Raw genomic sequence first — 23,484 nt, 5'->3', positions numbered from 1 at the left:
CTCCTTCTGGTCCGCTGCACCTGTCCGTTCCGGCCGGGCCCACCCGGCGCGGAGATCCTGACGGGGGGCCACCGGACCCAACGTCATCGCCGGGGCACAGCGTTCCACGGAAACGCGCGGTTATGGAAACTTGACTCAGCGTCCACAGGGCACACACAGGTGCGCCCCGGTCTCAGCGGGTGGCGGCGGTGGGCGGGGCGGTCGGCGCCGGCGGGGCCGCCGCCGCGGGGCGGGCGGCCGTCGTGGGGCGGGCGGCCGTCGTGGGGGCCGTCGTCGCCGTCGTCGCCGCAGCGGAGGTCGGCGCGGTGGTGCCCGGGCGGCGGGGGGCGTTGACCGCGCCGTTGCCGCCGTTGTCGCGGGAGGGCAGCGCCTGGGCGCCGTCCGAGGTGACCCGGGTGGCCCCGATGTACTCCCGGGTGTCGATCTTGTCGTAGCGGATCACCGCGTTGGTGTGCGGAGCGTTGATCATGTACCCGCCGCCGACGTAGATCCCCACGTGGTGGATGCTGCGCGGATCGCTCAGGTCCGTCGCGAAGAACACCAGGTCCCCCGGACGCAACTGATCCCGCGACGGGTGCGGGCCGGCGTACCACTGGTCGTTCGCCACCCGGGGCAGCTCGATGCCCACGCTGTCGTACGCGGCCCTCGTCAGACCGGAGCAGTCGAACCGGCCCCCCTGCGAGGCCAGACCCTCGCCGCCCCACAGGTACAGCGTGCCGAGCTTGGTCTGCGCGAAGTAGATCGCCGCCGCCGACTGCGCGGACACCTCCACCGGTGCGGTCGGCGCGGTGAAACTCCGGGCCATCGCCTGGATGTTCCGCACGTACCCCTGCGTCTCCTTGTACGGCGGGATGCCCCTGTTCCTCGTCACCGCGTACGGGCCGGCGTTGTAGGCGGCCAGCATGTTCGCCTGCGGATCCCCCGGGACGCCCGCGACGTCCTTGGCGAGCGCGCAGTCGTACACCGCCGCGGAGGCGATCGCGTCGTACGGGTTCCAGACGTCCTTCTTGCCGTCCCCGTCACCGTCCGTGCCGTACGCCCCCCAGGTTTCCGGCATGAACTGCGCCAATCCCTGCGCACCCACCCCGGAACGGGCCTTGGGGTCGAAACCGCTTTCCTGGTACAGCTGCGCCGCGAGCATCGGCGGGGAGATCTCGCCACAGAGCGATCCCCACTTCTGGATCGCGTCCTGGTAGACGGCGGGCACCGTGCCCGGAGAGAGGGCGGAACGATTCGCCGACTGCTGCGGCGTCCCACTCGCCGCATACGTCCCGAACGTCACCAGACCGAGGAAGCCGAGAGCAACAACTCCCGCTGTGGCGGCGGCCGTACCGCCCTTCCGGAGTACCATCAGCACCATCCCGACGAATCGTCAGTCGAAGTGTCCCGGAAGGCGTTGCTCACCGCAATCATCAGAGATACAAAGAGTGAGCGCTATCCTTCGTACGGTGGACATCCTCGCGTACGTGTCCGAGACCTCACGACCAATCCGCGAGAAGTAGCCAAGTCGACATCAGATCTGGCCAAGAATAGGCACCGACCCTTCGCGCGGGCGGGGTCCGGGCCCTTGAATTTGCCTGATCGGGCGGTGAGATGGAAATGAACCTGAGCAGCGTGCACACCCTTGCGGCCGGCCACCTGGCCGAGGACCCACCCAAGAAGCCGAATATCGACACCATCATCGGCGGGATCGCCCCGGACTGGGGCCCGTTCGCCAGCCTCGGGTCGGAGGCCCGGGTGATGGTCGAGGTGATCATGGCCCTGGCCATCATCATCTGCCTCGGCATCGCCGCCTGGGGTGCCGCCAAGCAGCGGATCGGTGCGACCGCCCTGCGGGACAGCTTCGGGGCCGAACAGGGCAAGGGGCTGATCGTCGCCGGGCTGACCGGCGTGTTCATCATCGGATCCCTGGGCACCCTGTTCACCATTGTCTACGGTATGGCGGTCTGACGATCCGACAGGCGGATCGCCGCTCCACCTCCCCACCCCGTACCCACCCTCCGTCCGCGCCCGCCCCCGGCCGGAGGGCCCCCGGAGCCCCCCGGCTCCCCGCACCAGGAGGGCCGCCGTGCCGTTGTCCGACGACCAGCCGCACACCCGCACGCGGCTACCGGTCGGCGAACAGCCCTCCCCCCAGCCGAGCCTGCGTCAGTCGCGGCCGCTGCGCACCCTGCTGACCGTCCTCCTCGTCGTCACGCTGCTCGTGGTCGCCATCTCCATCGCCAACCGCGGCAAGCCCGACCCCGGCGGCACCGGCCACTCCGCCGACCGCGCCGCCGCCACCGCCCCACCCGGCGCCGGCCCCGCCCCCAGCGGCGACCAGCCCGTCGGCACCACCGTCAACGGCATCGCCTCCGGCTTCCCGCACACCGACCAGGGCGCCCAGTCGGCCGCCGTCAACTACGCGGTGGCACTCGGCTCCGCCGACATGTTCCGTACGGACAGCCGCCACACCATCATCACCACCATCGCCGACCCGGGCGCCGCCCCGACCCTGCAGAGCCGCCTCGATCAGGGGTTCACCCCGGAGACGGCCGCCAGGTTCGGTGTCGATGCGCAGGGACGCCCGCCCGCGGGAATGACCTTCGTCATGCGGACGATTCCGGTCGGGGCCAGGAGCAACGGCTACAGCGCGGAGAGCGCCAAGGTCGACGTGTGGTGCACGGGTCTGTACGGGGTGGCCGGCGAGCGTTCGATCAAGCCGGTTTCCGAGGAGTGGTTCACGCTCACCCTCAGCCTGCGGTGGATCGGGACGGACTGGAAGCTCTCCGATTACAGCCGGGCGTCGGGCCCGGCACCCGTTCCGCCGGACCAGCAGGCCGCAACCGCTGAGGAGATGTCTGGTGCCGTCGATAGGTTCGGAGGCTTCCGCTATGCCCGCTGACGGTAACTCGGGCGCGGTGCGACGGGTCATGGGTCGAATGGTGGGAACGGCGCTCTTCGGCGCCCTCTCCGTCATGCTGCCGACGCAGCGGGCCTTGGCTGCGCCGTCGCCGACTCCCACCCCAGGGGCCACCAACACGAGCTGCCCCGGAATCCCCCTTCCCGGGAACGACGTCTACTGTGCCCCGCCCGGCGGCACCTCGTTGCCCGGGAACATCGGCAGCAATGTCACCGATCCCCTCGGGTCGTTGGCGAAGGGGTGTGCGCAGGCGGCGGCCTGGGTGGTGCGGAATCTGTCGGGGGCGATCGACGGGACGACGAAGGTGGATTTCACCAATGCGTCGTTCCTGCAGCAGTACGCCGTGGTGTTCGCGGTGTCGACGGTGATCACGCTGGTGCTGTGGTTGCTGGCGGTGACGAAGCGGGCGGTGCGGGGGGCGCCGTTGACGACGGCGTTCACGGAGGCGATCGGGTTCCTGTGGTTGACGGTGGTGGCCTCGGCGTTCACGCCGTTGATCCTGTACACGGTCGTGAGTGTGACGGACGGGCTGACCAAGGCGATCGCGGTGGGGACGAAGTCGGACACGGGGACGTACCTGGGCGGGTTCGCCGACACGTTGGAGAAGGGGGACGTGGGGGGCGGTCCGCTGATCCTGGTGCTGGTGTCGCTGGTGGCGGTGCTGGCGGCCGCGGTGCTGTGGATCGAGCTGCTGATCCGGGCGGCGATGCTGTACGTGGGGGCGCTGCTGGGTACGGCGGTGTACGCGGGGCTGGTCGACAAGCAGATGTGGAAGCACGTGCGCCGGTGGGCGGGGGTGATGGTGGCGGTGGACCTGGCGAAGCCGATCATCGTGATCATCCTGGGCCTGGCGGGTGCGGTGGCCAGCGGGAGCGGGGCGGACGACACGTTCTCGCGGGTGCTGTCGGGGCTGGCGATCCTGTTCCTGTCGATCTTCGCGAGCGCCGCGGTCTACCGCTTCGTGCCGGGGTTCGGCGACGAGATCATGAACATGAGGCACGCCCGGGCGAGCGCGGTGCAGGCCGGCTCGGCGATGATCAACGGCACCGCGAACCTGATGAAGCAGGGCATCAGCACCCACGGCGACCGCGGCCCGCAGGGTGCCGGCGGGGGTGGCGGGGGTGCCGGCGGCGGTTCGGTCGCGCCGGGCATCGCCGCGCACGCCGGCCGGACGCCGTCGCCGCCACCGCAGGGCGGGCCTCCGCAGGCCCCGGTTCCGATCCGCGACAGCAATCCAGCGAAGGGAGGGTGACGGGTAAGTGAGCAGCGAACCGCTCGGCCAGTACGGGGCCCAGTACGCCCAGCCGTACGTGCACCAGCGCCGTACCTATCTGATCGGCAAGGCCCGCCCGAACGCGCCGATCGGCCGGAACCGGGAGTCCGGGGAGATCGTGCTGGTCATCTTCGGGGCCTTCGTCGGCATGGTCTGGGGCCTGCTGATGCCGATCCTCCCGTTGCGGATCGTCGGTCTGGTCGGCTTCCCGGTGCTCGCGATCGCGGCGGTGTACGTGCCGTACCGCAAGCGGACGTTCTACAGGTGGGTGGAGATCAACCGGACGTACCGCCGGACGGCGCGCGGCGGGCGGGGGCTGTGGCGTTCGGACGCGATGGACGCGGGCACCCGGATGGACGGCCGGGAGGTGGAGGTCGGTCCGCCGCCGGGGGTGGGGCGGCTGCGCTGGCTGACGGCGCCGTTCGGGCCGGACGAGGTCGGGGTGCTGATGCACCTGGAGCGGCGGACGGTGACGGCGGCGATCGAGATCGAGGGCCCGGGCGTGGGTCTGCGGGACTCGGAGGACCAGGAGGCGCTGGTCGACCGGTTCGGGACGCTGCTCAAGCACGTCGCGAACGGGGACGGTTTCGTGACGCGGCTGCAGATCCTGGCGCGGACGCTGCCGGCGGATCCGGACGCGCACGCGAAGGACGTGGAGCGGCGCGGCGACACGGAGGCGCCGCGCTGGCTGCAGGAGTCGTACGACCAGTTGCAGTCGATGGTGTCGACCTCCTCGGAGCAGCACCGGGCGTACCTGGTGGCGTGCATGCACTACACCCGTGACCTGGCCGCCGAGGCGCACGCGATGGGCCGCAACGCCTACGAGCGGCGCTCGGGCGGCGGGCGGTCGCGGGACGACGACGGGCTGGCGGCGGTGATGGCGCGCGAGCTGACCGACATCTGCGCGCGGCTGGCGGAGGCGGACATCCGGGTGCGGCAGCCGCTGGGTCAGGCCCGGCTGTCGTCGCTGCTGCACTCGATGTACGACCCGGACCACCCGATCGACCACATCCAGGCGATGTCGCGGCGCAACGCCTGGCCGGCGGAGCTGGACGCGACGCACCCGCAGTACCTGCAGGCGAAGACCCGTGAGTCGGTGACCCGGGACCCGTGGTGCCACGCCACGGCGTGGATCAAGGAGTGGCCGCTGACCCCGGTGGGCGTCAACTTCCTGGCGCCGCTGCTGGTGCACACCCCGGACGTGATCCGGACGGTGGCGGTGACGATGGACCTGGAGCCCACGGACGTCGCGATCGAGCGGATGCTGACGGAGAAGACCAACGACGAGGCCGAGGCCAGCCGCGCGGCCAAGATGAACCGGACGGTGGACCCGCGCGACCTGGCGCACACGGGCCGGGTGGACCAGCGCGGTGACGACCTGGCCTCCGGCGCGGCCGGGGTGAACCTGGTCGGGTACATCACGGTCTCCTCGCGCAGTCCGGAGGCGCTGGCCCGGGACAAGCGGACCATCCGGGCGTCGGCGGGCAAGAGCTACCTGAAGCTGGAGTGGTGCGACCGCGAGCACCACCGGGCCTTCGTCAACACCCTGCCGTTCGCGACCGGCATCCGCCGCTAGCACCGTACGACGGGCACCGCACGACCCGTTCCGCTGTCATCTGGAGGCCGCCCATGGCGCTCGGCAACATCACCGAGTCGTTCACCAGCCTGTTGTTCGGCAAGGTGGAGACGACCCGGCTGCCGGTGCGTACCTCCACCGGGCAGGCGCAGGCGGTCTACCTGCCCACCGCCGCACCGGGGCTGGGCGATTCCGGGGTGATCATCGGGCGGGAGGTGTACAGCGGGAAGGGGTACGTCTACGACCCGTTTCAGCTGTACGGGCAGCAGCTGCCGGCGCCGCACTGGCTGGTGCTGGGGGAGTCCGGCAACGGCAAGTCGGCGCTGGAGAAGACGTACGTGCTGCGGCAGTTGAGGTTCCGCGACCGGCAGGTCGTGGTGCTGGACGCGCAGGGCGAGGACGGGGTCGGCGAGTGGAACCTGATCGCCAACGCGCTGGGCATAAAGTCGATCCGGCTGGACCCGATGGCGGCCCGCGACGGCGGGGTGAAGCTCAACCCGCTTGACCCGGCGATCACCCAGACGGGCCAGCTGTCGCTGCTGCGCACCATCGTCGAGGTGGCGATGGGGCGCGGGCTGGAGGAGCGGGCGGGCTTCGCGCTCAAGGCGGCGCACGCGCACGTGGTGGCCACGGTGACGGACCGCCAGCCGGTGCTGGACGACATCATCGACACACTGCGCAGCCCCGAGCTGTCCTCGGTGGAGTCGCTGGGCGTGGCGGTGGACGAGGTGCAGTCCTGGGGTCTGGACGTGGCGCTGGTGCTGGACCGGCTGGTCGACGGTGACCTGAGGGGCATGTTCGACGGGCCGACGAGCGACGGCATCGACCTGGACGCGCCGCTGATCGTCTTCGACCTGTCGCACATCGACCGCAACTCGATCGCGATGCCGATCCTGATGGCGATCGTCGGGGTGTGGCTGGAGCACACCTGGATCAGGCCGGACCGCAAGAAGCGCATCTTCCTGGTGGAGGAGGCGTGGCACATCATCAACAGCCCCTTCGTGGCGCAGCTCTTCCAGCGGCTGCTGAAGTTCGGGCGCCGGCTGGGCCTGTCCTTCGTGGCGGTGGTGCACCACCTGTCGGACGTGGTGGACGGTGCGGCGGCGAGGGAGGCGTCGGCGATCCTGAAGATGGCCTCGACGCGGACGATCTACATGCAGAAGGCCGAGGAGGCGCGGGCCACCGGGCGGGTGCTGGGTCTGCCGCGCTGGGCGGTGGAGATCATCCCGACCCTGTCGCCGGGCATCGCGGTGTGGGACGTGAACGGAAACGTGCAGGTGGTGAAGCACATCATCACCGAGACCGAGCGGCCGCTGGTGTACACGGACCGGGCGATGACGGAGGACGCGGTGGCGGAACGGACGCGTGCGGAGCGGCAGTTGGCGTCCGAGCCGGGGGTCTGAGCCGGGGGTCTGCGCCGGGGTCTGAGTCGGGGTCTGCGCCGGGTCCGAGCCGTACGGCGCAGGGGCCGCGCACACCGGTCCCGCACCGGGGTGACGGCGACGGTTCGTCAGGGGGACATCTTCTCGTTATGTCCGACCACCTGACAGCTACGCGCGTTGACCCTAGGCTTCACGGACGCAACACATGCCCAACGCCCGGCCCTGTCCCACAGCCGGTGCTCCTCCGAGGTGCAGGGGACCCTTCATGCTCTCCGTCAGATCCCGACGCGCGGCACTCGCCGTCGTCGCGGCCGCAGGTCTGTTCGGCACGGTCGTCGTGCCGACGGCCGCGCAGGCCGCCGACGCCGGTGCCAAGCGTCACAAGACCGTCAACCTCCAGCTGCTGGCGATCAACGACTTCCACGGCAACCTGGAGCCCCCGGCCGGTTCGTCCGGCACGATCAAGGAGATCGACCCGGCCACCGGCCAGGTCGTCTCGACCCCGGCCGGTGGCGTCGAGTACCTGGCCGGCGCGCTGCGCGAGGCGCGCGTCGCGGCCGACGACTCGATCACCGTCGCCGCCGGCGACCTGGTCGGCGCCAGCCCGCTGACCTCGGCGCTGTTCCACGACGAGCCGACCATCGAGGCGATGGACATGCTCGGCCTGGACGTCTCCTCCGTGGGCAACCACGAGTTCGACCAGGGTTCGGCCGAGCTCCTGCGCAAGCAGGACGGCGGCTGCCACCCGAAGGACGGCTGCTACGAGGACGGCCGCACCTTCAAGGGCGCCAACTTCAACTACCTGTCGGCCAACGTGACCGACGAGAAGACCGGCAAGACGCTGCTGCCCCCGTACTGGGTGACCAAGTCCCAGGGCGTGAAGGTCGGCTTCATCGGCGTCACCCTGGAGGGCACGCCGAACATCGTGACCGCCGAGGGCGTCAAGGGCCTCAAGTTCGCCAACGAGGTCACCACGATCAACAAGTACGCCGCCGAGCTCAAGGCGAAGGGCGTCAACTCGATCGTCGCGCTGATCCACGAGGGCGGCTACCCGGCCAGCAGCACGTACAACTACGACTGCGGCCCGGCCGGTCAGGGCATCTCCGGCCCGATCGTCGACATCGCCAAGCGGATCGACCCGTCGGTCGGCGCGATCGTCACCGGCCACACCCACAACGCGTACGCGTGCACCATCCCGGACCCGAACGGCGTGCCGCGTTCGGTGACCAGCGCCGCCTCCTTCGGCCGGCTGTTCACCGAGATCAACATGAAGCTGGACAAGACGACCGGCGAGATCGTGCGTCCCTCGGTCAAGGCCGAGAACCACGTGGTGCGCCGGACGATCGAGAAGGCCCCGGACCTGACGCAGCTGGTGGAGCACTACCAGAAGCTGGCCGCTCCGCTGGCCAACCGTCCGGTGGGCTACATCGCCTCGGACATCAACGGCCGTGGCAGCTCCGACCTGGAGAAGCCGCTCGGTGACCTGATCGCCGACGCCCAGCAGGACCAGCTGTCGGCGGCCGACAAGGGCGGCGCGCAGGTGGCCTTCATGAACCCGGGCGGTATCCGCTCCGACCTGGTCTACAAGGCCGCCGGGAGCGAGGGCGACGGGGTGGTGACGTACGGCAAGGCGTTCACCGTGCAGCCGTTCACCAACATGATGCAGATCAAGACGCTGACCGGCGCCCAGCTGGTCCAGCTGCTCCAGCAGCAGGTGAGCGGTGGCAACGCCGCGGCGCCGAAGATCCTCCAGGTGTCCTCGAACCTGCACTACACCCTGGACATGCGCAAGGCCGGCGCCGACCGCGTGGTCGTCGACTCGATCCGCCTGAACGGTGCGGCGATCGACCCGGCCGGCAAGTACCGGGTCGCGGCGAACGAGTTCCTGGCGGCCGGCGGCGACGGCTTCCCGGCCTTCGCGGCGGGCACCGACAAGCTCGTGGGCGCCTCCGACCTGGACGTGTTCACCGCGTACCTGACGGCGCACTCCTCGGCGGCCTCGCCGCTGAAGGCGCCGGCGCAGGACCGGATCAAGGTCGTCGGCCCGGGTACCGACGTCGACTGATCCCACCGGACGGGGACGGGCGGGGCGCTGTCGGGGCGCCCCGCCCGTCCTGCTATTCCGGCGCGGGCCCGCCGGGCAGGCGGAGGGTGGCGAGGGTGCCGGGGCCGCCGTCGCCGGCCGGGCCGAGGGCGACCTCGCCGCCCGCCTCCTTGACGCTCTGCGCGACGATCGACAGGCCCAGGCCCGAGCCGGGCAGCTGGCGCGAGGAGGGTGAGCGCCAGAACCGGTCGAAGACGTAGGGGAGTTCGTCCGCCGGGATGCCGGGCCCGTGGTCGCGGACGGTCAGCACGCCCTGGTGGAGCCGGACTTCGATGGTGCCGCCGGGCGGGCTGTACTTGACGGCGTTGTCCAGCAGGTTGATCACCGCCCGCTCCAGCGCGGCCGCGTCGCCGTGCACGTACCAGGGTTCGGTCCCGGTGTCGTAGACCAGCCCGGGCCCGCGCAGCTTCGCCCGTTCGAGCGCCCGCCCGGTGATCTCGTGCAGGGCGACGACGGCGAGCTGGCGCACCGGCTTGGGGGAGTCGGGGCGGGAGAGCTGGAGCAGGTCGCCGATCAGGACGGTGAGCTCCTGCATCTGGGCCTTCATGTTGCCCAGCAGCTTGGTCTTGGTCGCCGCGGGCAGCGGGCGGCCGGTCTCGTTGCTGCGGATCAGCAGGTCGACGTTGGTGCGCAACGAGGTGAGCGGGGTGCGCAGTTCGTGTCCGGCGTCGGCGATCAGCCGGGTCTGGCGCTCGCGGGAGTTGGCGAGGGCCGTGCTCATGGAGTTGAACGAGGCGGACAGCCGGGCGATCTCGTCCTGCCCCTGCACCGGGATGGTGGTGCCGACCTCCTCGGTGCGGGCGATGTGCTCGACGGCGTCGGTGAGTTGGTCGACGGGCTTGAGCGAGGAGTGCGCCACCAGTCGGCCGGCGACGGCGGCGAGGAGGATGCCGCCGAGGGAGACGGCGCCGAGGAGGAGCGCGAGGCCCTGGAGGGACTCCTCGACGGACTTCGTGGGGGTGGCCATCATCATCAGCCCGGGGCCGAGCTTCGGGTCCGGGTCGGCTCGGTAGATGCGCACGACCGCCGGGTCCCCGTTGGTGTAGCGGCCGTCGCGGATGATCGACTGGTTGGGCTTGAGGTGGTACGCCTGACCGTCGTCCGCGTTGAGGACGATGGCCCTCTTGGCGCGCGGGGCCAGGCAGACCTCGTGCGTCCTGGCCGCGACGAACTGGACGTCCCGCAGGGTGCCGCCCATATCGGACGGCGTCGCCTTCTCGAGCGCCAGGGCGGCCTCGGGGGTGGCGCCGCAGTACGCGGGGAGGGTGGGAGGCAGCTTGGGGATCGCCTGTACGTCCGCCAGGTCGGTGCGGACCTGGTTGTAGAGCTGCTTCTCCACGATGAACCAGCACGCCAGCGCCGACAGGGCGATCGCCACCGCCACCGCCGCCGCGCTCAGGAAGGTGAGCCGGCTGCGCAGGGAGCGGGAGCGCAGCCAGTGGACGAGGCGCGCGCGTCGGCCCGGTGCGGTGCGGGGCGGGCCGAGGGGCGGGGGAGGCACCTTGTTCACGTGGCGGTGCCGCCGGTGGTGGCCGGACGCAGGGCGTAGCCGACTCCGCGGACGGTCTGGATGAGCCTGGTCATGCCGCCCTGCTCGGTCTTGCGGCGCAGGTACATGACGTACACGTCCAGGGAGTTGGAGGAGGGCTCGAAGTCGAAGCCCCAGACCGCCTTGAGGATCTGCTCGCGGGTGAGGACCTGGCGGGGGTGGGAGAGGAACATCTCCAGCAGCATGAACTCGGTGCGGGTGAGTTCGACCGGCTTGCCGGCGCGGGTGACCTCGCGGGTGGCGGTGTTCATCCGCAGGTCGGCGTAGGCGAGGACCTCGCTCTCGTCCTCGGCGGCGGCGCGGGCGGCGGCCTCGGTGGCGAGGGCGTTGCGGCGCAGCAGGGCGCGGACGCGGGCGAGGAGTTCGTCGAGCTCGAAGGGCTTGGCGAGGTAGTCGTCGGCGCCGACGTCGAGGCCGGTGACGCGGTCGCCGACGGCGTCGCGGGCGGTGAGCATGAGGACGGGGACGGTGTCCCCGCGCGAGCGCATCCGGCGGACGGCGGTGAGGCCGTCCATCCGGGGCATCATGATGTCCAGCAGCACGAGGTCGGGCTTGTCGCGTTCGACGGATTCCAGGGCCTCGTAGCCGTCGGTGGCGGTGGCGACCTCGTAGCCCTCGAACGCGAGGCTGCTCTCCAGGGCGTCCCGGAGGGCGGGTTCGTCGTCGACCACGAGGAGCCGGGCGCCGGGGTGGCCGGTCTCGGAGGGGGTGCGGTCGTCGGCGGACGGGGTCATGGGCGGATGCCCTTTCTCGTCTGGTGCTGCTGGGTCTCGGCGGTGGGGCCTGCTGGGAGCAATTGTCCGTCCTGGGGACGGTGGGTCACAGGTTCTGGCCGGCCTGAAGTTTCGGCAGGACCTGCTTGACGGCGTCGATCGGGATGGCGAAGCCGAGGCCGACGCTGCCGGCCTGGCCGGTGCCGGAGGAGCCGGAGCCGCCGGGCGCGTACATCGCGGAGTTGACGGCGATGACCTGGCCGCTCGCGTTGATCAGCGGGCCGCCGGAGTTGCCGGGGTTGAGGGCGGCGTCGGTCTGGAACGCCTTGTAGGTGGTGGTGTCGCCGCCGGTGCGCTGCTGGGTGCCGCCGCGCTGGCCGGGCAGCTGGGGGAGGCCGAAGCCGCCGTTGCCGCTGGTGCTGCCCTCGTCGAGCTGGACGGTGACGTCGCGGTTCTCGGCGCTGATGATGCCGGAGGTGACGGTGCCGGTCAGGCCGTCCGGGTTGCCGATGGCCACGACCGGGTCGCCGACCGCCACGGTGGAGGAGACGCCGAGGACGGCGGGGGTGAGGTCGGTGGCGCCGCTCGCGGTGATCACGGCGACGTCGAGGGACTTGTCGGTGCCGGTGACGGTGGCCTGGGCGGTGGAGCCGTCGTGGAAGGTGACGGTGATCCTGCCGCCGGCGGCCGCGGTGGCGATGACGTGGTAGTTGGTGAGGATGCGGCCGTCCTTGCCGAGGACGACGCCGGTGCCGGTGGCGGTGCCGGCCGCGTTCTTGACGGTGATCTCGACGACGCTGGGCGAGACGGCCGCGGCGATGGCGGGCACGTCGGCGGTGCCGTCGGAGCGGGCGGAGACCGGGCTGGCGACGGTGGAGACCCGGGTGTCCCGGGACTGCCGCTCGGAGGTGACGAGCCCGCCGGTGACCCCGCCGAGGACGGCGGCGACCGCGGCGACGGCGGTGACCAGGGCGAGGCGGCCGCGCAGCAGTCCGCGCCGGGCCCGGCCGCCGTGGCCCTGCGGGTCCTGTGCGCCCTGCGGGTCCTGGGGGCCGTTCGGGCCGTGGGCGGGCCCGTGGCCGAGGATGGTGGGCGGCTCGGGCGGTACGGGCGGTGGCGGGGGCGGGGCGTCGAAGCCGCCGGTGCCGGTGCCGCCGTGGAGGACGGTGCCCTCGATCACCCGGGGGTCGTGCGCGCCCGGGGAGCCGTACGGGCCGTACGTGTCGTGCGTGCCGTACGGCTGCGGGGTGCCGTCGGGCTGCCGCGGGTCGTGCTGGTCGTGGCCGGGCTGCTGCTGTTCGCTCATGACGACCAAGCTCCGCCCGCCGCATGAGGAGCGGATGAGAAGCGGATCAGAACGGCCCGAGAAGCCCGTTCGGTTCTCATAAAGCCTGGTCAGGCGGGCACTCGGGCGGAATGCGCTATTCCGTTCGATCGGTGCCGTTGCAGCCGCAGGAGCGCCGGATGACCAGCCGGGACGGGAAGGTGCGGACGCGCTCGGTGTCCGAGCCGGGCACCATCAGTGAGTCGTCCAGGACCAGGTCGACGGCGGCGCGGGCCATCGCGTCCCGGTCGGAGGCGACCGTGGTCAGCGGCGGGTCGGCGAGGGCGGCCTCGGGCACGTCGTCGAACCCGGCCACCGCGAGGTCCTCGGGCACCCGCAGGCCGACCTCGCGGGCGGCCCGCAGCACGCCGATGGCCTGGTCGTCGGTGGAGCAGAAGATCGCCCGCGGCCGGTCGGGCGATCGCAGGACGCCGAGTGCCACGTCGTACGCGCCGTAGCGGTGGAAGGGGGCGTCGATCAGGTGCGGTTCGGTGGGGAGGCCGTGCGCGTCCATGGCGCGCTGCCAGCCCTCGACGTGGTCGATGACCGGGTCGCCGGGGGCGGGGGACTCGACCGGGCCGCCGAAGCAGGCCACGTACGGGTGCCCGTGCACCTCCAGCAGGTGCCGCACGACCGCCTCGGCGCCGGCCACGTCGTCGGTGACGACCGCGACGTCGTCGATCGCCTCGGGGCGCCGGTGCAGCAGCACGACCTTGGCGCCCTCCATCGCCGCGAACTCCTCGGCGGCGCGCTGGGAGGGGCCCTGGCTGACCAGGATCAGGCCCGAGACCCGCATCCCGAGGAAGGCGCGGACGTAGTGGACCTCGCGGTCGTCCACGTAGTCGGAGTTGCCGATCAGAACGAGCTTGCCGCGCTCGGAGGCGGCCCGTTCCACGGCGTGCGCCATCTCGGCGAAGAAGGGCTGGCGGGCGTCCGGGACGACCATGCCGATGAGGTTGGTGCGGCGGGAGGCCATCGCCTGGGCGACGCTGTTCGGCCGGTAGCCGAGCTGGTCGATCGCCGCGAGGACCTTCTCCCGGGTGGCGGGCGCGACCGGGCGCGGCCCGTTGTTGATGACGTAGCTGACGACCGCGGTCGAGGTCCCAGCCAGTCGGGCTACATCGTCGCGCGTCACTTTGGCCACGGGGGGAGTCTACGCGTGTGGTCCCCACCTGGGCAGGGGGACCTTTCGCCGCCGGCGGTGTGGGCCGTACGGGTGAGGGTCGGAACCCGGACAAGCCGGGCGGGGGAACGGTTCTCCCCCGCCCGTTCAGGCTTCCAGCGGTGAGGTGGCGCGCGGGGCCGGCTCCGGGCGCTCGCCCTTGTCGGGCTTCTCCGGGACGACGAAGCGGTAGCCGACGTTGCGCACCGTGCCGATCAGCTGCTCGTTCTCGACGCCGAGCTTGGCGCGCAGCCGCCGTACGTGGACGTCCACCGTCCGGGTGCCGCCGAAGTAGTCGTAGCCCCAGACCTCCTGGAGCAGCTGCGCCCGGGTGAAGACCCGGCCGGGGTGCTGGGCGAGGTACTTGAGCAGCTCGAACTCCTTGAAGGTGAGGTCGAGCGCGCGGCCCTTGAGCTTGGCCGAGTAGGTGGCCTCGTCCACGGAGAGCTCGCCGTTGCGGATCTCCATGGGGCTCTCGTCGACGGCGACCTGGAGGCGGCCGAGCGCGAGCCGCAGCCGGGCCTCGACCTCGGCCGGGCCGGCGGTGTCCAGCAGGACGTCGTCGATGCCCCACTCGGCGGTGACGGCGGCCAGGCCGCCCTCGGTGACCACGAGGATCAGCGGACAGGCGATGCCGGTGGAGCGCAGCAGCTGGCACAGGCTGCGGATCTGCGGCAGGTCGCGCCGGCCGTCGACGAGGATGACGTCCGCACTGGGGGTGTCCACCAGGGCCGAGCCCTCGGCGGGGGCCACCCGGACGTTGTGGAGCAGCAGGCCGAGCGCGGGCAGCACTTCGGCGGAGGGTTGCAGCGCGTTGGTGAGGAGGAGCAGAGAACTCATACCCGGTGGTCCCCTTTCCGGGTCGTCGCGGTCGCTGTCCGGCTGCCGCCACAGCCGGATGGCGCACGTGCTGGGGTGGGGTGGAGGACGCCGGGAGCCCGATGTGCGAGGAGGGCGTGGGCGGTGTGCCGGGCGCGACGGCGCACGCGCTCCGGGGCCCGCGACCCCTGGCGCACCGTTTCTGCCCCGCTCATTCCCGCGAACCTCCGGTCTGGTCCGGTGCCGGGCGGCGGCCCGGCGCCCGGTGGCGACACCCGGCCGGACGGGGCACGTCGTCGTGCCGCGAGCGGCGGGCGGTCCCTGCGCGCGCCGGGGGTGGGCCGACGAATCGCAAGAACGTCCGTACTGGCGTCCTGTAAGCACGAAAGGACCCGGGGGCGACTCTGCCCGGGTCCCTCTTGGTGGTCGAGGATAGCTGACCCCCGCCCGGCCCGGGAGGTGTCGAACCCGGCGCATCGCCCAATCCGGGCACCGGACGGGTGAGTCTGATCACGGCTTCGCGCCTCGGCCGGGGCCCGTCCGGCCAGGGCGATTGCCGCTCGTGGTGGCCGACACGCCATCATGGGACGCGCATCGTCGGCGCAGCTCGGGTCCATCGTTCGGGTGGTTTCGGGCCGCCGCGGTGGCGATCCGGACCGGGGCTCCCGGGCCGGGCGAGGACGACGAGAAGGGGTGGCCCGATGGGCGCGACCACCGAGCCCGCCGACGGCGGCGCCCGGGTGCGCGGGACGATCCGCTACTGGGCGGCGGCGAAGTCCGGGGCCGGGCTCGCCGAGGAGCCGTACGAGGCGGCGACGCTGGCGCAGGCGCTGGCGGGCGTCCGGGAGCGGCACGCGGACCGGCCGGCGTTGCTGCGCCTGCTCGGGCACTGCTCGTACCTGGTCGACGGCGCGCAGGTGGGCGGCCGTGACCACAATCTGGTCGCCCTGACCGAGGGCGGGACGGTCGAGGTCCTTCCGCCGTTCGCGGGAGGCTGAGGGGCGTGACGGACATGAACAACCCGCATCAGGGCGGGCCCCAGCACGGTGGGCCCCAACAGGGTGCGCAGCAGCAGGGCGGGCAGCAGCAGGGTGGCTTCGGCGAGTGGCCGCAGCAGGTCCACCCGCAGGCGCCCGGCTACCAGCCGTACCCGCAGCCGGGGCCGTACGGCTACCCGGCGGACCAGGACGCGACGACGCTGCTGCCGCCGGTCCCGGCGACGGACGACGCCGCCGCGACCACGCTCCTTCCGCCCGTGCCGCCGCTGGACGACGCGGCGGCCACGACGCTGCTGCCGCCGGTGGTCCCCGGCGTGCTGCCGCCGTACCGGCAGCAGCACGCGGCGCAGCCGCAGCAGCCGCAGCAGCCGCAGTCCCGGTCCCAGGGACGGCACGCGGCCCCCGCCCAGGCCCCGGCTCCCGCGCACGCCCAGGCCCCGTTCCCGCCCCAGGCCGCCGCGCCCGTGCCCCAGCCGGCGCCCGGGTTCGACCCGCCGACCATGACGCTCAAGCGCCCGGACGTCCCCGCCGGCCCGCCGTACCCGGGCGTCCCGTCGCAGCAGCCGTTCCCCCCGCAGGCCCCGCAGCAGCCGCAGCCGCAGGCCGGCCCCCGCGGCCGGACCGGTTCGCCGATCATCGACCCGGGCCTGCAGCCCGCGCTGATCACCGCCGCCGTGGCGGGCCTGCTGGCGGCAGGCGACGCGCTCGGGCAGGTGCCGCTGGCGCTGGTGGTGGCGCTGCTCCAGGTGCTGACGGCGGCCGGCTGGTTCCGGCTGAACGGCATGTGGCCGGCCCGGCAGGGCATCGCCCTGGCCGCGCTGGCCGGGTTCACGGCGGACGCGGCCGTGCTGGTGGCCGGTTCGGACGGTTCGGCGGCGGCCGTGGTGGGCACCCTCGGCGGGTTCTTCCTGCTGGTGATGGTGCTGCAGACCTTCCGTCCCTCGGACCCGAAGGAGCGGTTCTACGCGCTGACGGTGCTCGGCTCGGCGACGGTGGTGACGGCGCTGTGCACCATGCTGCTGCTGGCCGACTGGGTGTCCGCCGGGGTGGGCGCGGTCGCGGTGGCGACGGTGCTGGCCGCGGCGCCGCTGCCCGGCCCGAAGCAGCTGGGCCCGCTGCTGGGCCTGGCCGCGGCGGTGCTGCTGGGCCTGGTGGAGGGCGCGCCGCTCGCGCTGGGCGCGCTCGCCGCGGTGGGCGCGCTGGTCGGACGCCGGGTCGCGGCGTACGACTTCCCGTCCCGTTTCGTGCACCTGACGGCGGGCGTGGCGCTGCCGCTGGCGGTGGCCGCGCCGCTGATCTGGATCGCCACCGATCTCCTGGCCTGACGGCGGGCGACCGCACGGCGCACCTTTCACGGCACACCTCGAACCGCCCCGGAACCAAGCTCCGGGGCGGTTCGTCGTACGGTCGGGGCGGGAGTGGCCGCAGGGGCGGCCACCGAGTGACGGCGAACGACGACGGCGACCGGCGACGACGGGGGAAGCGCGATGCGCGGATGGCTGAAGGCGACGATCGGCCTGGCGGTGCTCTGCGGCCTGCTGGTGGGGGCCGACCGGATCGCGGTCGGCGTGGCCGAGGACGAGGCCGCCGACCGGATCGTGAAGAGCGGCTGGATGAACCAGAAGCCCGACGTGTCGATCGAGGGCTTCCCGTTCCTCACCCAGGCGCTGTCGATGGACCTGGACGACGTCCGGGTCACCTCGGACGACGTGACCATCGGCGAGGGCGGCCAGAAGGTGGCGATGCACGCGTTCGAGGCGAAGCTGTCCGGGGTCAAGGTGAAGGACGGGATGAGCAGCGTCACCGTGGACAGCGGTAGCGGCAGCGGGGTGATCACCTACGCGGACCTCGCCCAACTGCTGCCCCCGGCGAGCCAGTTGGTGCACGGCAAGCTCCCGGTCGGCGGCTCCTCCCGGGTCAGCCTCTCCTACGGCGGGCCCGGCAAGGTGAAGGCGTCGCTGGGGCCGCTGGCGGTCGGCGAGGGCACGGTGCACACCAAGGGCAACACGATCACGGTGGACGGCTTCCAGCTGAGCGGCCTGGCCGGGGCGCTCGCCGGGGTGTCCGGCCAGCAGGTGGAGCCGCTGAGCTTCACCCTGGACTCGCTGCCGGCCGGGCTGAAGCTGGCCGACAAGGACGGCGCCGTGCCGGTCGAGGCGGGGCTGAGGCTGGCCTTCGACGGCAAGGACGTCCAGCTCCACGGCTGACGGGCCCACCCGAAGCTCCATTGCCCGAAGCCCCGTTCCGCTCCGCGAGACGCGCTGTCCAGCGCGACCCGCGGAGCGGTGTCGTTTCCGCCCGTTCTGCGCCGCAGCGGGGCCGCGGCCCGGGCCCGGCACGGGTGCGGGGGAGGCGAATCCCGGAATGTGAGCTTCCTGGTCTCGCCATTCGATACGCTGATGACAGCGGCCCTCGAGTGTCCCTAGCATCGTCGGCATGAAGCGACAGACGGATCTCACGAAGCGGCGGGCGGTCGACCTGTGCCGCGTGTCCGCCTGTCTGTGTCGAATGCGCTGAATCGGCGTCCTGGCAGGGCGTTTGCAGCCCGCCGCCGATCTTCCCGGTGACCTCCGCCGGCCGCTCGGGCCGCAGGTCGCCGCCGTACCCGCAGTCTCCCGCCCGGTCGTACCGCATCCTCCCGTCCGTCTCGATATTCGGACGGGCTTTCGGAACAGGCGTCCACCCGGCAGCCCTGCCCCCCTGAGCAGCACCTTCCGCCACACCGCCCTCGGATGGAGAACACCACCATGAGCCGCAGCGACGTCCTGGTCGACGCCGACTGGGTCCAGGCCCACCTGGACGACCCGAAGGTCGTCATCGTCGAGGTCGACGAGGACACCTCCGCCTACGAGAAGAACCACATCCGCAACGCCGTCCGGATCGACTGGAAGCAGGACCTCCAGGACCCGGTGCGCCGCGACTTCATCGACCAGGCCGGCTTCGAGGCGCTGCTCAGCGCCAAGGGCATCGCCAACGACGACACCGTCGTCCTGTACGGCGGCAACAACAACTGGTTCGCCTCGTACGCCTACTGGTACTTCAAGCTGTACGGCCACGGCGACGTCCGCCTGCTGGACGGCGGCCGCAAGAAGTGGGAGCTGGACTCCCGCGACCTGGTCGTCGAGGTCCCGGCCCGTCCGGCCACCGAGTACAAGGCCCAGGCCGTGGACTCCTCCATCCGCGCCTTCCGCGACGACGTGATCGCCGCGATCGGCGACCTCAACCTGGTCGACGTCCGCTCGCCCGACGAGTTCTCCGGCAAGCTGCTCGCCCCGGCCCACCTCCCGCAGGAGCAGTCGCAGCGCCCCGGCCACGTGCCGAGCGCCCGCAACATCCCGTGGGCCAAGAACGCCAACGACGACGGCACCTTCAAGAGCGACGACGAGCTCAAGGCCCTGTACGAGGCCGAGGGCGTCGACCTGGCGAAGGACACCATCGCCTACTGCCGCATCGGCGAGCGCTCCGCGCTCACCTGGTTCGTGCTGCACGAGCTGCTCGGCCAGGAGAACGTCAAGAACTACGACGGTTCGTGGACCGAGTACGGCAGCCTCGTCGGCGTGCCGATCGAGCTCGGCAGCTACTGAGCCCCGGCTCGCGCGGTAAGTCAGAAGGGAAACGAAAGACATGTGCGGTGCGAAGGCCGGCGGCCCGGACCTGGCAGGAGTAGACGTGGCGAACGAGACGATCATCCAGGGTTCGGTGACCCGCGACGGTGAGCCGGTCAACGGCTACGTCCGGCTGCTGGACGAGAACAACGAGTTCACGGCCGAGGTGCCCACCTCGGCGACCGGGCAGTTCCGCTTCTTCGCCCGCCCGGGCAAGTGGACCCTGCGCGCGCTGGTGCCGGGCCAGACCGTGGACCGTCAGGTGGTGGCCTCCCAGGGCACCGCCGTCGAGGTCGCGATCGCGGTCTGATCAGCCTTGATCAGCTCCTGATCAGCTTCAGGAACGGACGGAGGGCCCCTGCCGAGCGGGGGCCCTCCGCCGTACCGTGGAAGCGTGCAGGCGAGACGGCGGCGGCGTTGGTACTACGTCCTGATGGGCGTCTGCCTCGGCCTGTTCGTGCTGGCCTGGGGCGTGGTGCGGTTCTTCTCGGTGGGCGCGGCGATCGGCCTGTGCCTGGTGGCGATGGTCATCCCGCCGGCCGCCGCGGTGTTCGCCAACAAGAGGGACCCGGACGACGACTGGTGGAACGACCCGCGCTGGGACGACCCGAAGTGGGACGAGCCCGGCCACGACCGTGACCGTCCCGACCGCGACCGCCCCGACCGTCCTCGTCAGTAGACGAGCGCCTGCACGCCGTCCGACATGATCTCGCTGACGAAGACCTGCGCGCCCGCGATCCGGACGCCCTCGACGGTGTCCTTCTGCTCGATCCCGCGCCGGGTCGCGCACTGGGTGCACAGCGTCACCGAACCGGACGCCAGGATCGCCTCCAGGAGGTCCGGCAGCGGCGCCGCGTGCGGCAGCTCGAACTCCGCCGCCCTCCCCGGCAGGGCGAACCAGGAGGACTCCCCGGTCAGCCAGAGCGAGACGTCGATCCCGCTGGCGACGGCCACCGCCGCCACCGTGAACGCCTGCGAGCACCGCTCCGGCGCGTCCGCCCCGGCGGTGACCTTGATGACCAGTTTCTTCGACATGGCGACACCTTAGAGCTCCGGCGGTCCCGGCCCGCCGTCATCCTCGAATCCCTTGGGCAAACCTTGGGCGGCGGATGCCCTCCCGGCGTGCGCCGAAAGACCCGCCCCGGGTGGTGGGGCTCACCACGACCGGGGAATGCCCGACGGATAGAGTGAGCGGCGAACGATCCACCACACTGTCGTCGCCTGGGAGCCCCCCGTGTCCGCTCTGGAATACTTCTTCGACGGTCTGCTGGCCCTCATGGCTGTGCTGATCACCTGGTTCGCCATCTTCTCGGTGATGAAGCTGTACCAGGGCCAGCGCTGAGCCTGCCGTACGGTTGAGGCATCCGCACACCGACGACAGCGACCAGGAACATGATCGAGATCCCCTCTGACCTCCACCAGGACGTCGTCCCGCTCGCCTTCCTCCTCGGCACGTGGGAGGGCGCGGGCGTCTACGCCCCTCTGCCCAATGAGGTGGGCCCGGGCACGGAGAAGTGCAACTTCGGCCAGGAGATCGTGATCCGGCACGACGGCCGCCCCTTCCTGGAGTTCCGGTCCCGCACCTGGGTCCTGGACGAGGAGGGCGAGAAGGTCCGCCCGCTGGAGAACGAGCACGCGTTCTGGCGCATCACCAGCAACCAGCACGGCACCAGCGGTGCCCGCGGGATCGAGATCTCCTCCGTCCGCGACGACGGCACCGTGGAGATCTGGTACGGCGAGCTGGCCGACGGCAAGCCGCAGATCGACGTCTCCACGGACGCGGTGGCCCGGATCGAGGGCTCCCCGGAGTACTCGGGCGGCAAGCGCCTGTACGGCTTCGTCAACAACGAGCTGCTCTGGGTCGGCGAGAAGGCCGCGCCCCAGGTGCCGCTGCGGCCGTACATGTCCGCGCAGCTGAAGAAGGTGCTCAGCCCGGCCCAGTTGATCAAGGACATCAACGACCTGCCGGACGACGGGATCGCCTTCTTCAAGTAGAGGCCCCGGCGAGGCACGAGGTAGGGACCGGCCCCGGGCCGGTCCCTACACTGGCATCAGGACCCCCCGACCTTGGCAGGGACAGACAGTGGCGGACACCGGCACCACCGACTGGCAGCTCTCCGGCGACTGGAAGGCCGACCTGCGCGAGCGCGGGTACCGGCTCACCCCGCAGCGCCAGCTCGTCCTCGAGGCCGTCGACGTGCTCGACCACGCCACCCCCGACGACATCCTCTGCCACGTGCGGCAGACCGCCAGCGGCGTCAACATCTCCACCGTCTACCGCACGCTGGAGCTGCTGGAGGAGCTGGGCCTCGTCTCCCACGCCCACCTCGGCCACGGCGCCCCGACCTACCACCTGGCCGGGCGCCACCACCACCTGCACCTGGTCTGCCGGGACTGCGACCAGGTCACCGAGACCGGCACCGAGATCGCCCAGCCGCTGATCGACAGCCTGCGCGAGCGGCACGGCTTCGACACGGACCTCAAGCACTTCGCGATCTTCGGCCGCTGCGCCGACTGCACGGCCAAGCTCTCCGACCCCCGGACGTAGGACCGGCCGGAAAGCGGGGGCGGCGTCGCGCCGCCCGGACTCGGCCCGGACGCCGCTCCTTGCTCCACCCCCCGTTTTCCGGCCGGTCTAAGCTGGCCGGTATGACCGGTCCGAAGAGCCCGCTGCTTGCCCTGCCCGGAGCCGTCCCCGCCGAGGGGGCGGACGAGGGCGTCGCCGCCCACTACGGCGACATCTTCCGCGAACAACGCAACCTCGCACGCGGCACCGGCTTCGTCGACCTCTCGCACCGCGGCGTCCTCACCGTCACCGGCGCCGACCGGCTGACCTGGCTGCACCTGCTGCTCACCCAGCACGTCAGCGAGCTGCCTCCGCAGCAGGCCGCCGAGGCGCTGGTGCTCTCCCCGAACGGGCACGTGGAGCACGCGCTCTACCTGGTCGACGACGGCACCACCACCTGGGCGCACGTCGAGCCCGGCACCCAGGGCGCGCTGGTGGCGTACCTGGAGAGCATGAAGTTCTTCTACCGGGTGGAGGTCGCCGACGCGACCGCCGACTACGCCGTGGTCCACCTGCCCGCCGGCTCCGACGGCTCCGCCGAGGGCGCCGCCGCCGTCCGTGAACTCCCGTACGGACGCGACCTGTTCGTGCCGCGTGCCGACCTGGAGAAGCTCACCGCCGGGTACGGCCCGGCCGCCGGGATCTGGGCGTACGAGGCGCTGCGCATCGAGGACCACCGGCCCCGGCTCGGCTTCGAGACCGACCACCGCACCATCCCGCACGAGGTGGACTGGCTGCGCACCGCCGTCCACCTGCAGAAGGGCTGCTACCGGGGCCAGGAGACCGTCGCCCGGGTGCACAACCTGGGCCGCCCGCCGCGCCGGCTGGTCTTCCTGCACCTGGACGGCACCGAGGAGACGCTGCCCCCGCACGGCACCGAGGTGCGGCTCGCCTCGGACCCGGACGGGCGCTCGCTCGGCTTCGTCACCTCCTCGGCGCGCCACCACGAGCTGGGGCCGATCGCGCTGGCGATCGTCAAGCGCAACGTCCCGGTGGACGCGGTGCTGCTGGCCGGTACGGTGCCGGGCACCCAGGACGTGATCGTCCCGCAGTAGACCGGCGGGATCAGACCTCGACGAGGACGGTGAACGGGCCGTCGTTCACCAGCGCCACCTGCATGTCGGCGCCGAACCGGCCCGTCTCCACCTTGGCCCCCAGCGCGCGCAGCTGCGCCACCACCTCGTCCACCAGCGGCTCGGCGACCGGGCCGGGGGCGGCGGCGTTCCAGGTGGGCCGGCGGCCCTTGCGGGCGTCGCCGTAGAGGGTGAACTGGCTGATCACCAGCAGCGGGGCGCCGATGTCCGAGCAACTCTGCTCCACGCCCTCCTGGTCGGCGGGCAGCAGGCGCAGAGTCCAGAGTTTGCGGGCCAGTTGGGCCGCCTTGGCCGGGCTGTCCTCGTGGGTGACGCCGACCAGGACGCAGAGCCCCGGCCCCTCGATCGCGCCGACGGTCTCTCCGGCCACGGTCACCCTGGCCTCGGTCACTCGCTGCACCACTGCTCGCATGTCGC

General features: G+C 71.9%; 24 protein-coding genes. 16 read left to right on the top strand and 8 right to left on the bottom strand.

Going from position 1 to position 23,484, the window contains the following annotated elements:
• Positions 1-172: 172 nt before the first annotated feature.
• Positions 173-1,351, bottom strand: a complete 1,179-nt coding sequence (locus ACIBCA_RS26600; protein ID WP_396285509.1) for an NlpC/P60 family protein — start codon at positions 1,349-1,351, stop codon at positions 173-175.
• Between the two features lie 248 nt (positions 1,352-1,599).
• On the opposite strand from ACIBCA_RS26600, the gene ACIBCA_RS26595 reads away from it, so the two are divergent.
• The 6 genes from ACIBCA_RS26595 to ACIBCA_RS26570 all read left to right on the top strand — a co-directional run bounded on the left by ACIBCA_RS26595 (position 1,600) and on the right by ACIBCA_RS26570 (position 9,198).
• Entirely contained in the window at positions 1,600-1,950 is a 351-nt protein-coding gene (locus ACIBCA_RS26595; RefSeq protein ID WP_396285508.1) for a hypothetical protein, read from the top strand.
• A gap of 118 nt (positions 1,951-2,068) precedes the next feature.
• Positions 2,069-2,884: a hypothetical protein gene (locus ACIBCA_RS26590; RefSeq protein WP_396285507.1), complete on the top strand. Its 816-nt coding sequence runs from the start codon at positions 2,069-2,071 to the stop codon at positions 2,882-2,884.
• The gene (locus ACIBCA_RS26585) at positions 2,874-4,154 is read left to right on the top strand and encodes a hypothetical protein (RefSeq protein ID WP_396285506.1); all 1,281 of its coding nucleotides are present in this window, start codon (positions 2,874-2,876) and stop codon (positions 4,152-4,154) included. Before ACIBCA_RS26590 ends, ACIBCA_RS26585 begins: the two co-directional genes overlap by 11 nt.
• A gap of 7 nt (positions 4,155-4,161) precedes the next feature.
• Positions 4,162-5,751: an SCO6880 family protein gene (locus tag ACIBCA_RS26580; RefSeq protein WP_396285505.1), complete on the top strand. Its 1,590-nt coding sequence runs from the start codon at positions 4,162-4,164 to the stop codon at positions 5,749-5,751.
• Positions 5,752-5,804: 53 nt separating this feature from the next.
• Positions 5,805-7,154, top strand: a complete 1,350-nt coding sequence (locus tag ACIBCA_RS26575; RefSeq protein WP_396285504.1) for an ATP-binding protein — start codon at positions 5,805-5,807, stop codon at positions 7,152-7,154.
• Between the two features lie 244 nt (positions 7,155-7,398).
• Positions 7,399-9,198, top strand: coding sequence for a bifunctional metallophosphatase/5'-nucleotidase (locus ACIBCA_RS26570; RefSeq protein WP_396285503.1), 1,800 nt, complete (start codon positions 7,399-7,401; stop codon positions 9,196-9,198).
• A 52-nt stretch (positions 9,199-9,250) separates the two neighbouring features.
• Here ACIBCA_RS26570 and ACIBCA_RS26565 read toward each other — a convergent pair whose 3' ends face one another.
• The 5 genes from ACIBCA_RS26565 to ACIBCA_RS26545 form a co-directional block, all read right to left on the bottom strand.
• Complete coding sequence (locus ACIBCA_RS26565) at positions 9,251-10,738, bottom strand: sensor histidine kinase (RefSeq protein ID WP_396285502.1); 1,488 nt, start codon at positions 10,736-10,738, stop codon at positions 9,251-9,253.
• 5 nt (positions 10,739-10,743) lie between these two features.
• Positions 10,744-11,520 carry a response regulator transcription factor gene (locus ACIBCA_RS26560; protein ID WP_396285501.1) on the bottom strand — a complete coding sequence of 259 codons (777 nt, stop codon included), beginning with the start codon at positions 11,518-11,520 and terminating at the stop codon, positions 10,744-10,746.
• A gap of 85 nt (positions 11,521-11,605) precedes the next feature.
• Positions 11,606-12,805 carry a S1C family serine protease gene (locus tag ACIBCA_RS26555; RefSeq protein WP_396285500.1) on the bottom strand — a complete coding sequence of 400 codons (1,200 nt, stop codon included), beginning with the start codon at positions 12,803-12,805 and terminating at the stop codon, positions 11,606-11,608.
• A 115-nt stretch (positions 12,806-12,920) separates the two neighbouring features.
• A complete protein-coding gene (locus ACIBCA_RS26550) occupies positions 12,921-13,967 on the bottom strand; it encodes a LacI family DNA-binding transcriptional regulator (RefSeq protein ID WP_031064090.1) in 1,047 nt (348 codons plus the stop codon).
• A gap of 126 nt (positions 13,968-14,093) precedes the next feature.
• On the bottom strand, positions 14,094-14,825 hold the full coding sequence (locus ACIBCA_RS26545) for a winged-helix domain-containing protein (RefSeq protein WP_396285499.1): 732 nt from the start codon (positions 14,823-14,825) through the stop codon (positions 14,094-14,096).
• Between the two features lie 680 nt (positions 14,826-15,505).
• Between ACIBCA_RS26545 and ACIBCA_RS26540 the strand changes: the two genes are divergently transcribed.
• The 7 genes from ACIBCA_RS26540 to ACIBCA_RS26510 all read left to right on the top strand — a co-directional run bounded on the left by ACIBCA_RS26540 (position 15,506) and on the right by ACIBCA_RS26510 (position 20,086).
• Positions 15,506-15,802, top strand: coding sequence for a MoaD/ThiS family protein (locus ACIBCA_RS26540; protein ID WP_051836118.1), 297 nt, complete (start codon positions 15,506-15,508; stop codon positions 15,800-15,802).
• A gap of 14 nt (positions 15,803-15,816) precedes the next feature.
• The gene (locus tag ACIBCA_RS26535; protein WP_396285498.1) at positions 15,817-17,127 is read left to right on the top strand and encodes a hypothetical protein; all 1,311 of its coding nucleotides are present in this window, start codon (positions 15,817-15,819) and stop codon (positions 17,125-17,127) included.
• Positions 17,128-17,289: 162 nt separating this feature from the next.
• Positions 17,290-18,009, top strand: coding sequence for a DUF2993 domain-containing protein (locus tag ACIBCA_RS26530; protein ID WP_396285497.1), 720 nt, complete (start codon positions 17,290-17,292; stop codon positions 18,007-18,009).
• 229 nt (positions 18,010-18,238) lie between these two features.
• Positions 18,239-18,319 (top strand): Ms5788A family Cys-rich leader peptide, encoded by an 81-nt coding sequence (locus ACIBCA_RS26525; protein ID WP_353652343.1) that lies wholly within the window; start codon positions 18,239-18,241, stop codon positions 18,317-18,319.
• Between the two features lie 230 nt (positions 18,320-18,549).
• The gene (locus ACIBCA_RS26520) at positions 18,550-19,386 is read left to right on the top strand and encodes a sulfurtransferase (protein WP_396285496.1); all 837 of its coding nucleotides are present in this window, start codon (positions 18,550-18,552) and stop codon (positions 19,384-19,386) included.
• Between the two features lie 40 nt (positions 19,387-19,426).
• Positions 19,427-19,717: a DUF1416 domain-containing protein gene (locus tag ACIBCA_RS26515; protein WP_030288989.1), complete on the top strand. Its 291-nt coding sequence runs from the start codon at positions 19,427-19,429 to the stop codon at positions 19,715-19,717.
• An 84-nt stretch (positions 19,718-19,801) separates the two neighbouring features.
• Positions 19,802-20,086: a DUF3099 domain-containing protein gene (locus ACIBCA_RS26510; protein WP_396285495.1), complete on the top strand. Its 285-nt coding sequence runs from the start codon at positions 19,802-19,804 to the stop codon at positions 20,084-20,086.
• Here ACIBCA_RS26510 and ACIBCA_RS26505 read toward each other — a convergent pair.
• Entirely contained in the window at positions 20,080-20,442 is a 363-nt protein-coding gene (locus tag ACIBCA_RS26505) for a DsrE family protein (protein ID WP_396285494.1), read from the bottom strand. The two genes, ACIBCA_RS26510 and ACIBCA_RS26505, sit on opposite strands and share 7 nt — an antisense overlap.
• Positions 20,443-20,799: 357 nt before the next feature.
• On the opposite strand from ACIBCA_RS26505, the gene ACIBCA_RS26500 reads away from it, so the two are divergent.
• From ACIBCA_RS26500 to ACIBCA_RS26490, 3 genes are all read left to right on the top strand, one after another.
• On the top strand, positions 20,800-21,402 hold the full coding sequence (locus ACIBCA_RS26500) for an FABP family protein (protein ID WP_031064068.1): 603 nt from the start codon (positions 20,800-20,802) through the stop codon (positions 21,400-21,402).
• An 88-nt stretch (positions 21,403-21,490) separates the two neighbouring features.
• Positions 21,491-21,955 (top strand): Fur family transcriptional regulator, encoded by a 465-nt coding sequence (locus ACIBCA_RS26495; RefSeq protein WP_396285493.1) that lies wholly within the window; start codon positions 21,491-21,493, stop codon positions 21,953-21,955.
• A gap of 101 nt (positions 21,956-22,056) precedes the next feature.
• Positions 22,057-23,028, top strand: coding sequence for a YgfZ/GcvT domain-containing protein (locus tag ACIBCA_RS26490; protein WP_396285492.1), 972 nt, complete (start codon positions 22,057-22,059; stop codon positions 23,026-23,028).
• Between the two features lie 10 nt (positions 23,029-23,038).
• Here ACIBCA_RS26490 and dtd read toward each other — a convergent pair whose 3' ends face one another.
• Positions 23,039-23,479, bottom strand: a complete 441-nt coding sequence (gene dtd / locus ACIBCA_RS26485) for a D-aminoacyl-tRNA deacylase (RefSeq protein ID WP_396285491.1) — start codon at positions 23,477-23,479, stop codon at positions 23,039-23,041.
• Positions 23,480-23,484: the final 5 nt, after the last annotated feature.

The sequence above is a fragment of the Kitasatospora sp. NPDC051170 genome (genome assembly GCF_044455705.1).
Taxonomy (GTDB): Bacteria; Actinomycetota; Actinomycetes; order Streptomycetales; family Streptomycetaceae; genus Kitasatospora.
Note: the sequence above shows the minus strand (reverse complement) of the source record. Positions and strands in the feature narration are given on the sequence as shown.

Bases quoted from the DNA above. Each gene is read 5' to 3' on its own strand.
- ACIBCA_RS26515 (WP_030288989.1), top strand. From the start codon at position 19,427: ATGTGCGGTGCGAAGGCCGGCGGCCCGGACCTGGCAGGAGTAGACGTG.
- ACIBCA_RS26570 (WP_396285503.1), top strand. From the start codon at position 7,399: ATGCTCTCCGTCAGATCCCGACGCGCGGCACTCGCCGTCGTCGCGGCC.
- ACIBCA_RS26545 (WP_396285499.1), bottom strand. From the start codon at position 14,825: ATGAGTTCTCTGCTCCTCCTCACCAACGCGCTGCAACCCTCCGCCGAA.
- ACIBCA_RS26520 (WP_396285496.1), top strand. From the start codon at position 18,550: ATGAGCCGCAGCGACGTCCTGGTCGACGCCGACTGGGTCCAGGCCCAC.
- ACIBCA_RS26505 (WP_396285494.1), bottom strand. From the start codon at position 20,442: ATGTCGAAGAAACTGGTCATCAAGGTCACCGCCGGGGCGGACGCGCCG.
- ACIBCA_RS26525 (WP_353652343.1), top strand. From the start codon at position 18,239: ATGAAGCGACAGACGGATCTCACGAAGCGGCGGGCGGTCGACCTGTGC.
- ACIBCA_RS26575 (WP_396285504.1), top strand. From the start codon at position 5,805: ATGGCGCTCGGCAACATCACCGAGTCGTTCACCAGCCTGTTGTTCGGC.
- ACIBCA_RS26585 (WP_396285506.1), top strand. From the start codon at position 2,874: ATGCCCGCTGACGGTAACTCGGGCGCGGTGCGACGGGTCATGGGTCGA.
- ACIBCA_RS26490 (WP_396285492.1), top strand. From the start codon at position 22,057: ATGACCGGTCCGAAGAGCCCGCTGCTTGCCCTGCCCGGAGCCGTCCCC.
- ACIBCA_RS26540 (WP_051836118.1), top strand. From the start codon at position 15,506: ATGGGCGCGACCACCGAGCCCGCCGACGGCGGCGCCCGGGTGCGCGGG.
- ACIBCA_RS26530 (WP_396285497.1), top strand. From the start codon at position 17,290: ATGCGCGGATGGCTGAAGGCGACGATCGGCCTGGCGGTGCTCTGCGGC.
- ACIBCA_RS26500 (WP_031064068.1), top strand. From the start codon at position 20,800: ATGATCGAGATCCCCTCTGACCTCCACCAGGACGTCGTCCCGCTCGCC.
- ACIBCA_RS26600 (WP_396285509.1), bottom strand. From the start codon at position 1,351: ATGGTACTCCGGAAGGGCGGTACGGCCGCCGCCACAGCGGGAGTTGTT.
- ACIBCA_RS26555 (WP_396285500.1), bottom strand. From the start codon at position 12,805: ATGAGCGAACAGCAGCAGCCCGGCCACGACCAGCACGACCCGCGGCAG.
- dtd (WP_396285491.1), bottom strand. From the start codon at position 23,479: ATGCGAGCAGTGGTGCAGCGAGTGACCGAGGCCAGGGTGACCGTGGCC.
- ACIBCA_RS26560 (WP_396285501.1), bottom strand. From the start codon at position 11,520: ATGACCCCGTCCGCCGACGACCGCACCCCCTCCGAGACCGGCCACCCC.
- ACIBCA_RS26595 (WP_396285508.1), top strand. From the start codon at position 1,600: ATGAACCTGAGCAGCGTGCACACCCTTGCGGCCGGCCACCTGGCCGAG.
- ACIBCA_RS26535 (WP_396285498.1), top strand. From the start codon at position 15,817: ATGAACAACCCGCATCAGGGCGGGCCCCAGCACGGTGGGCCCCAACAG.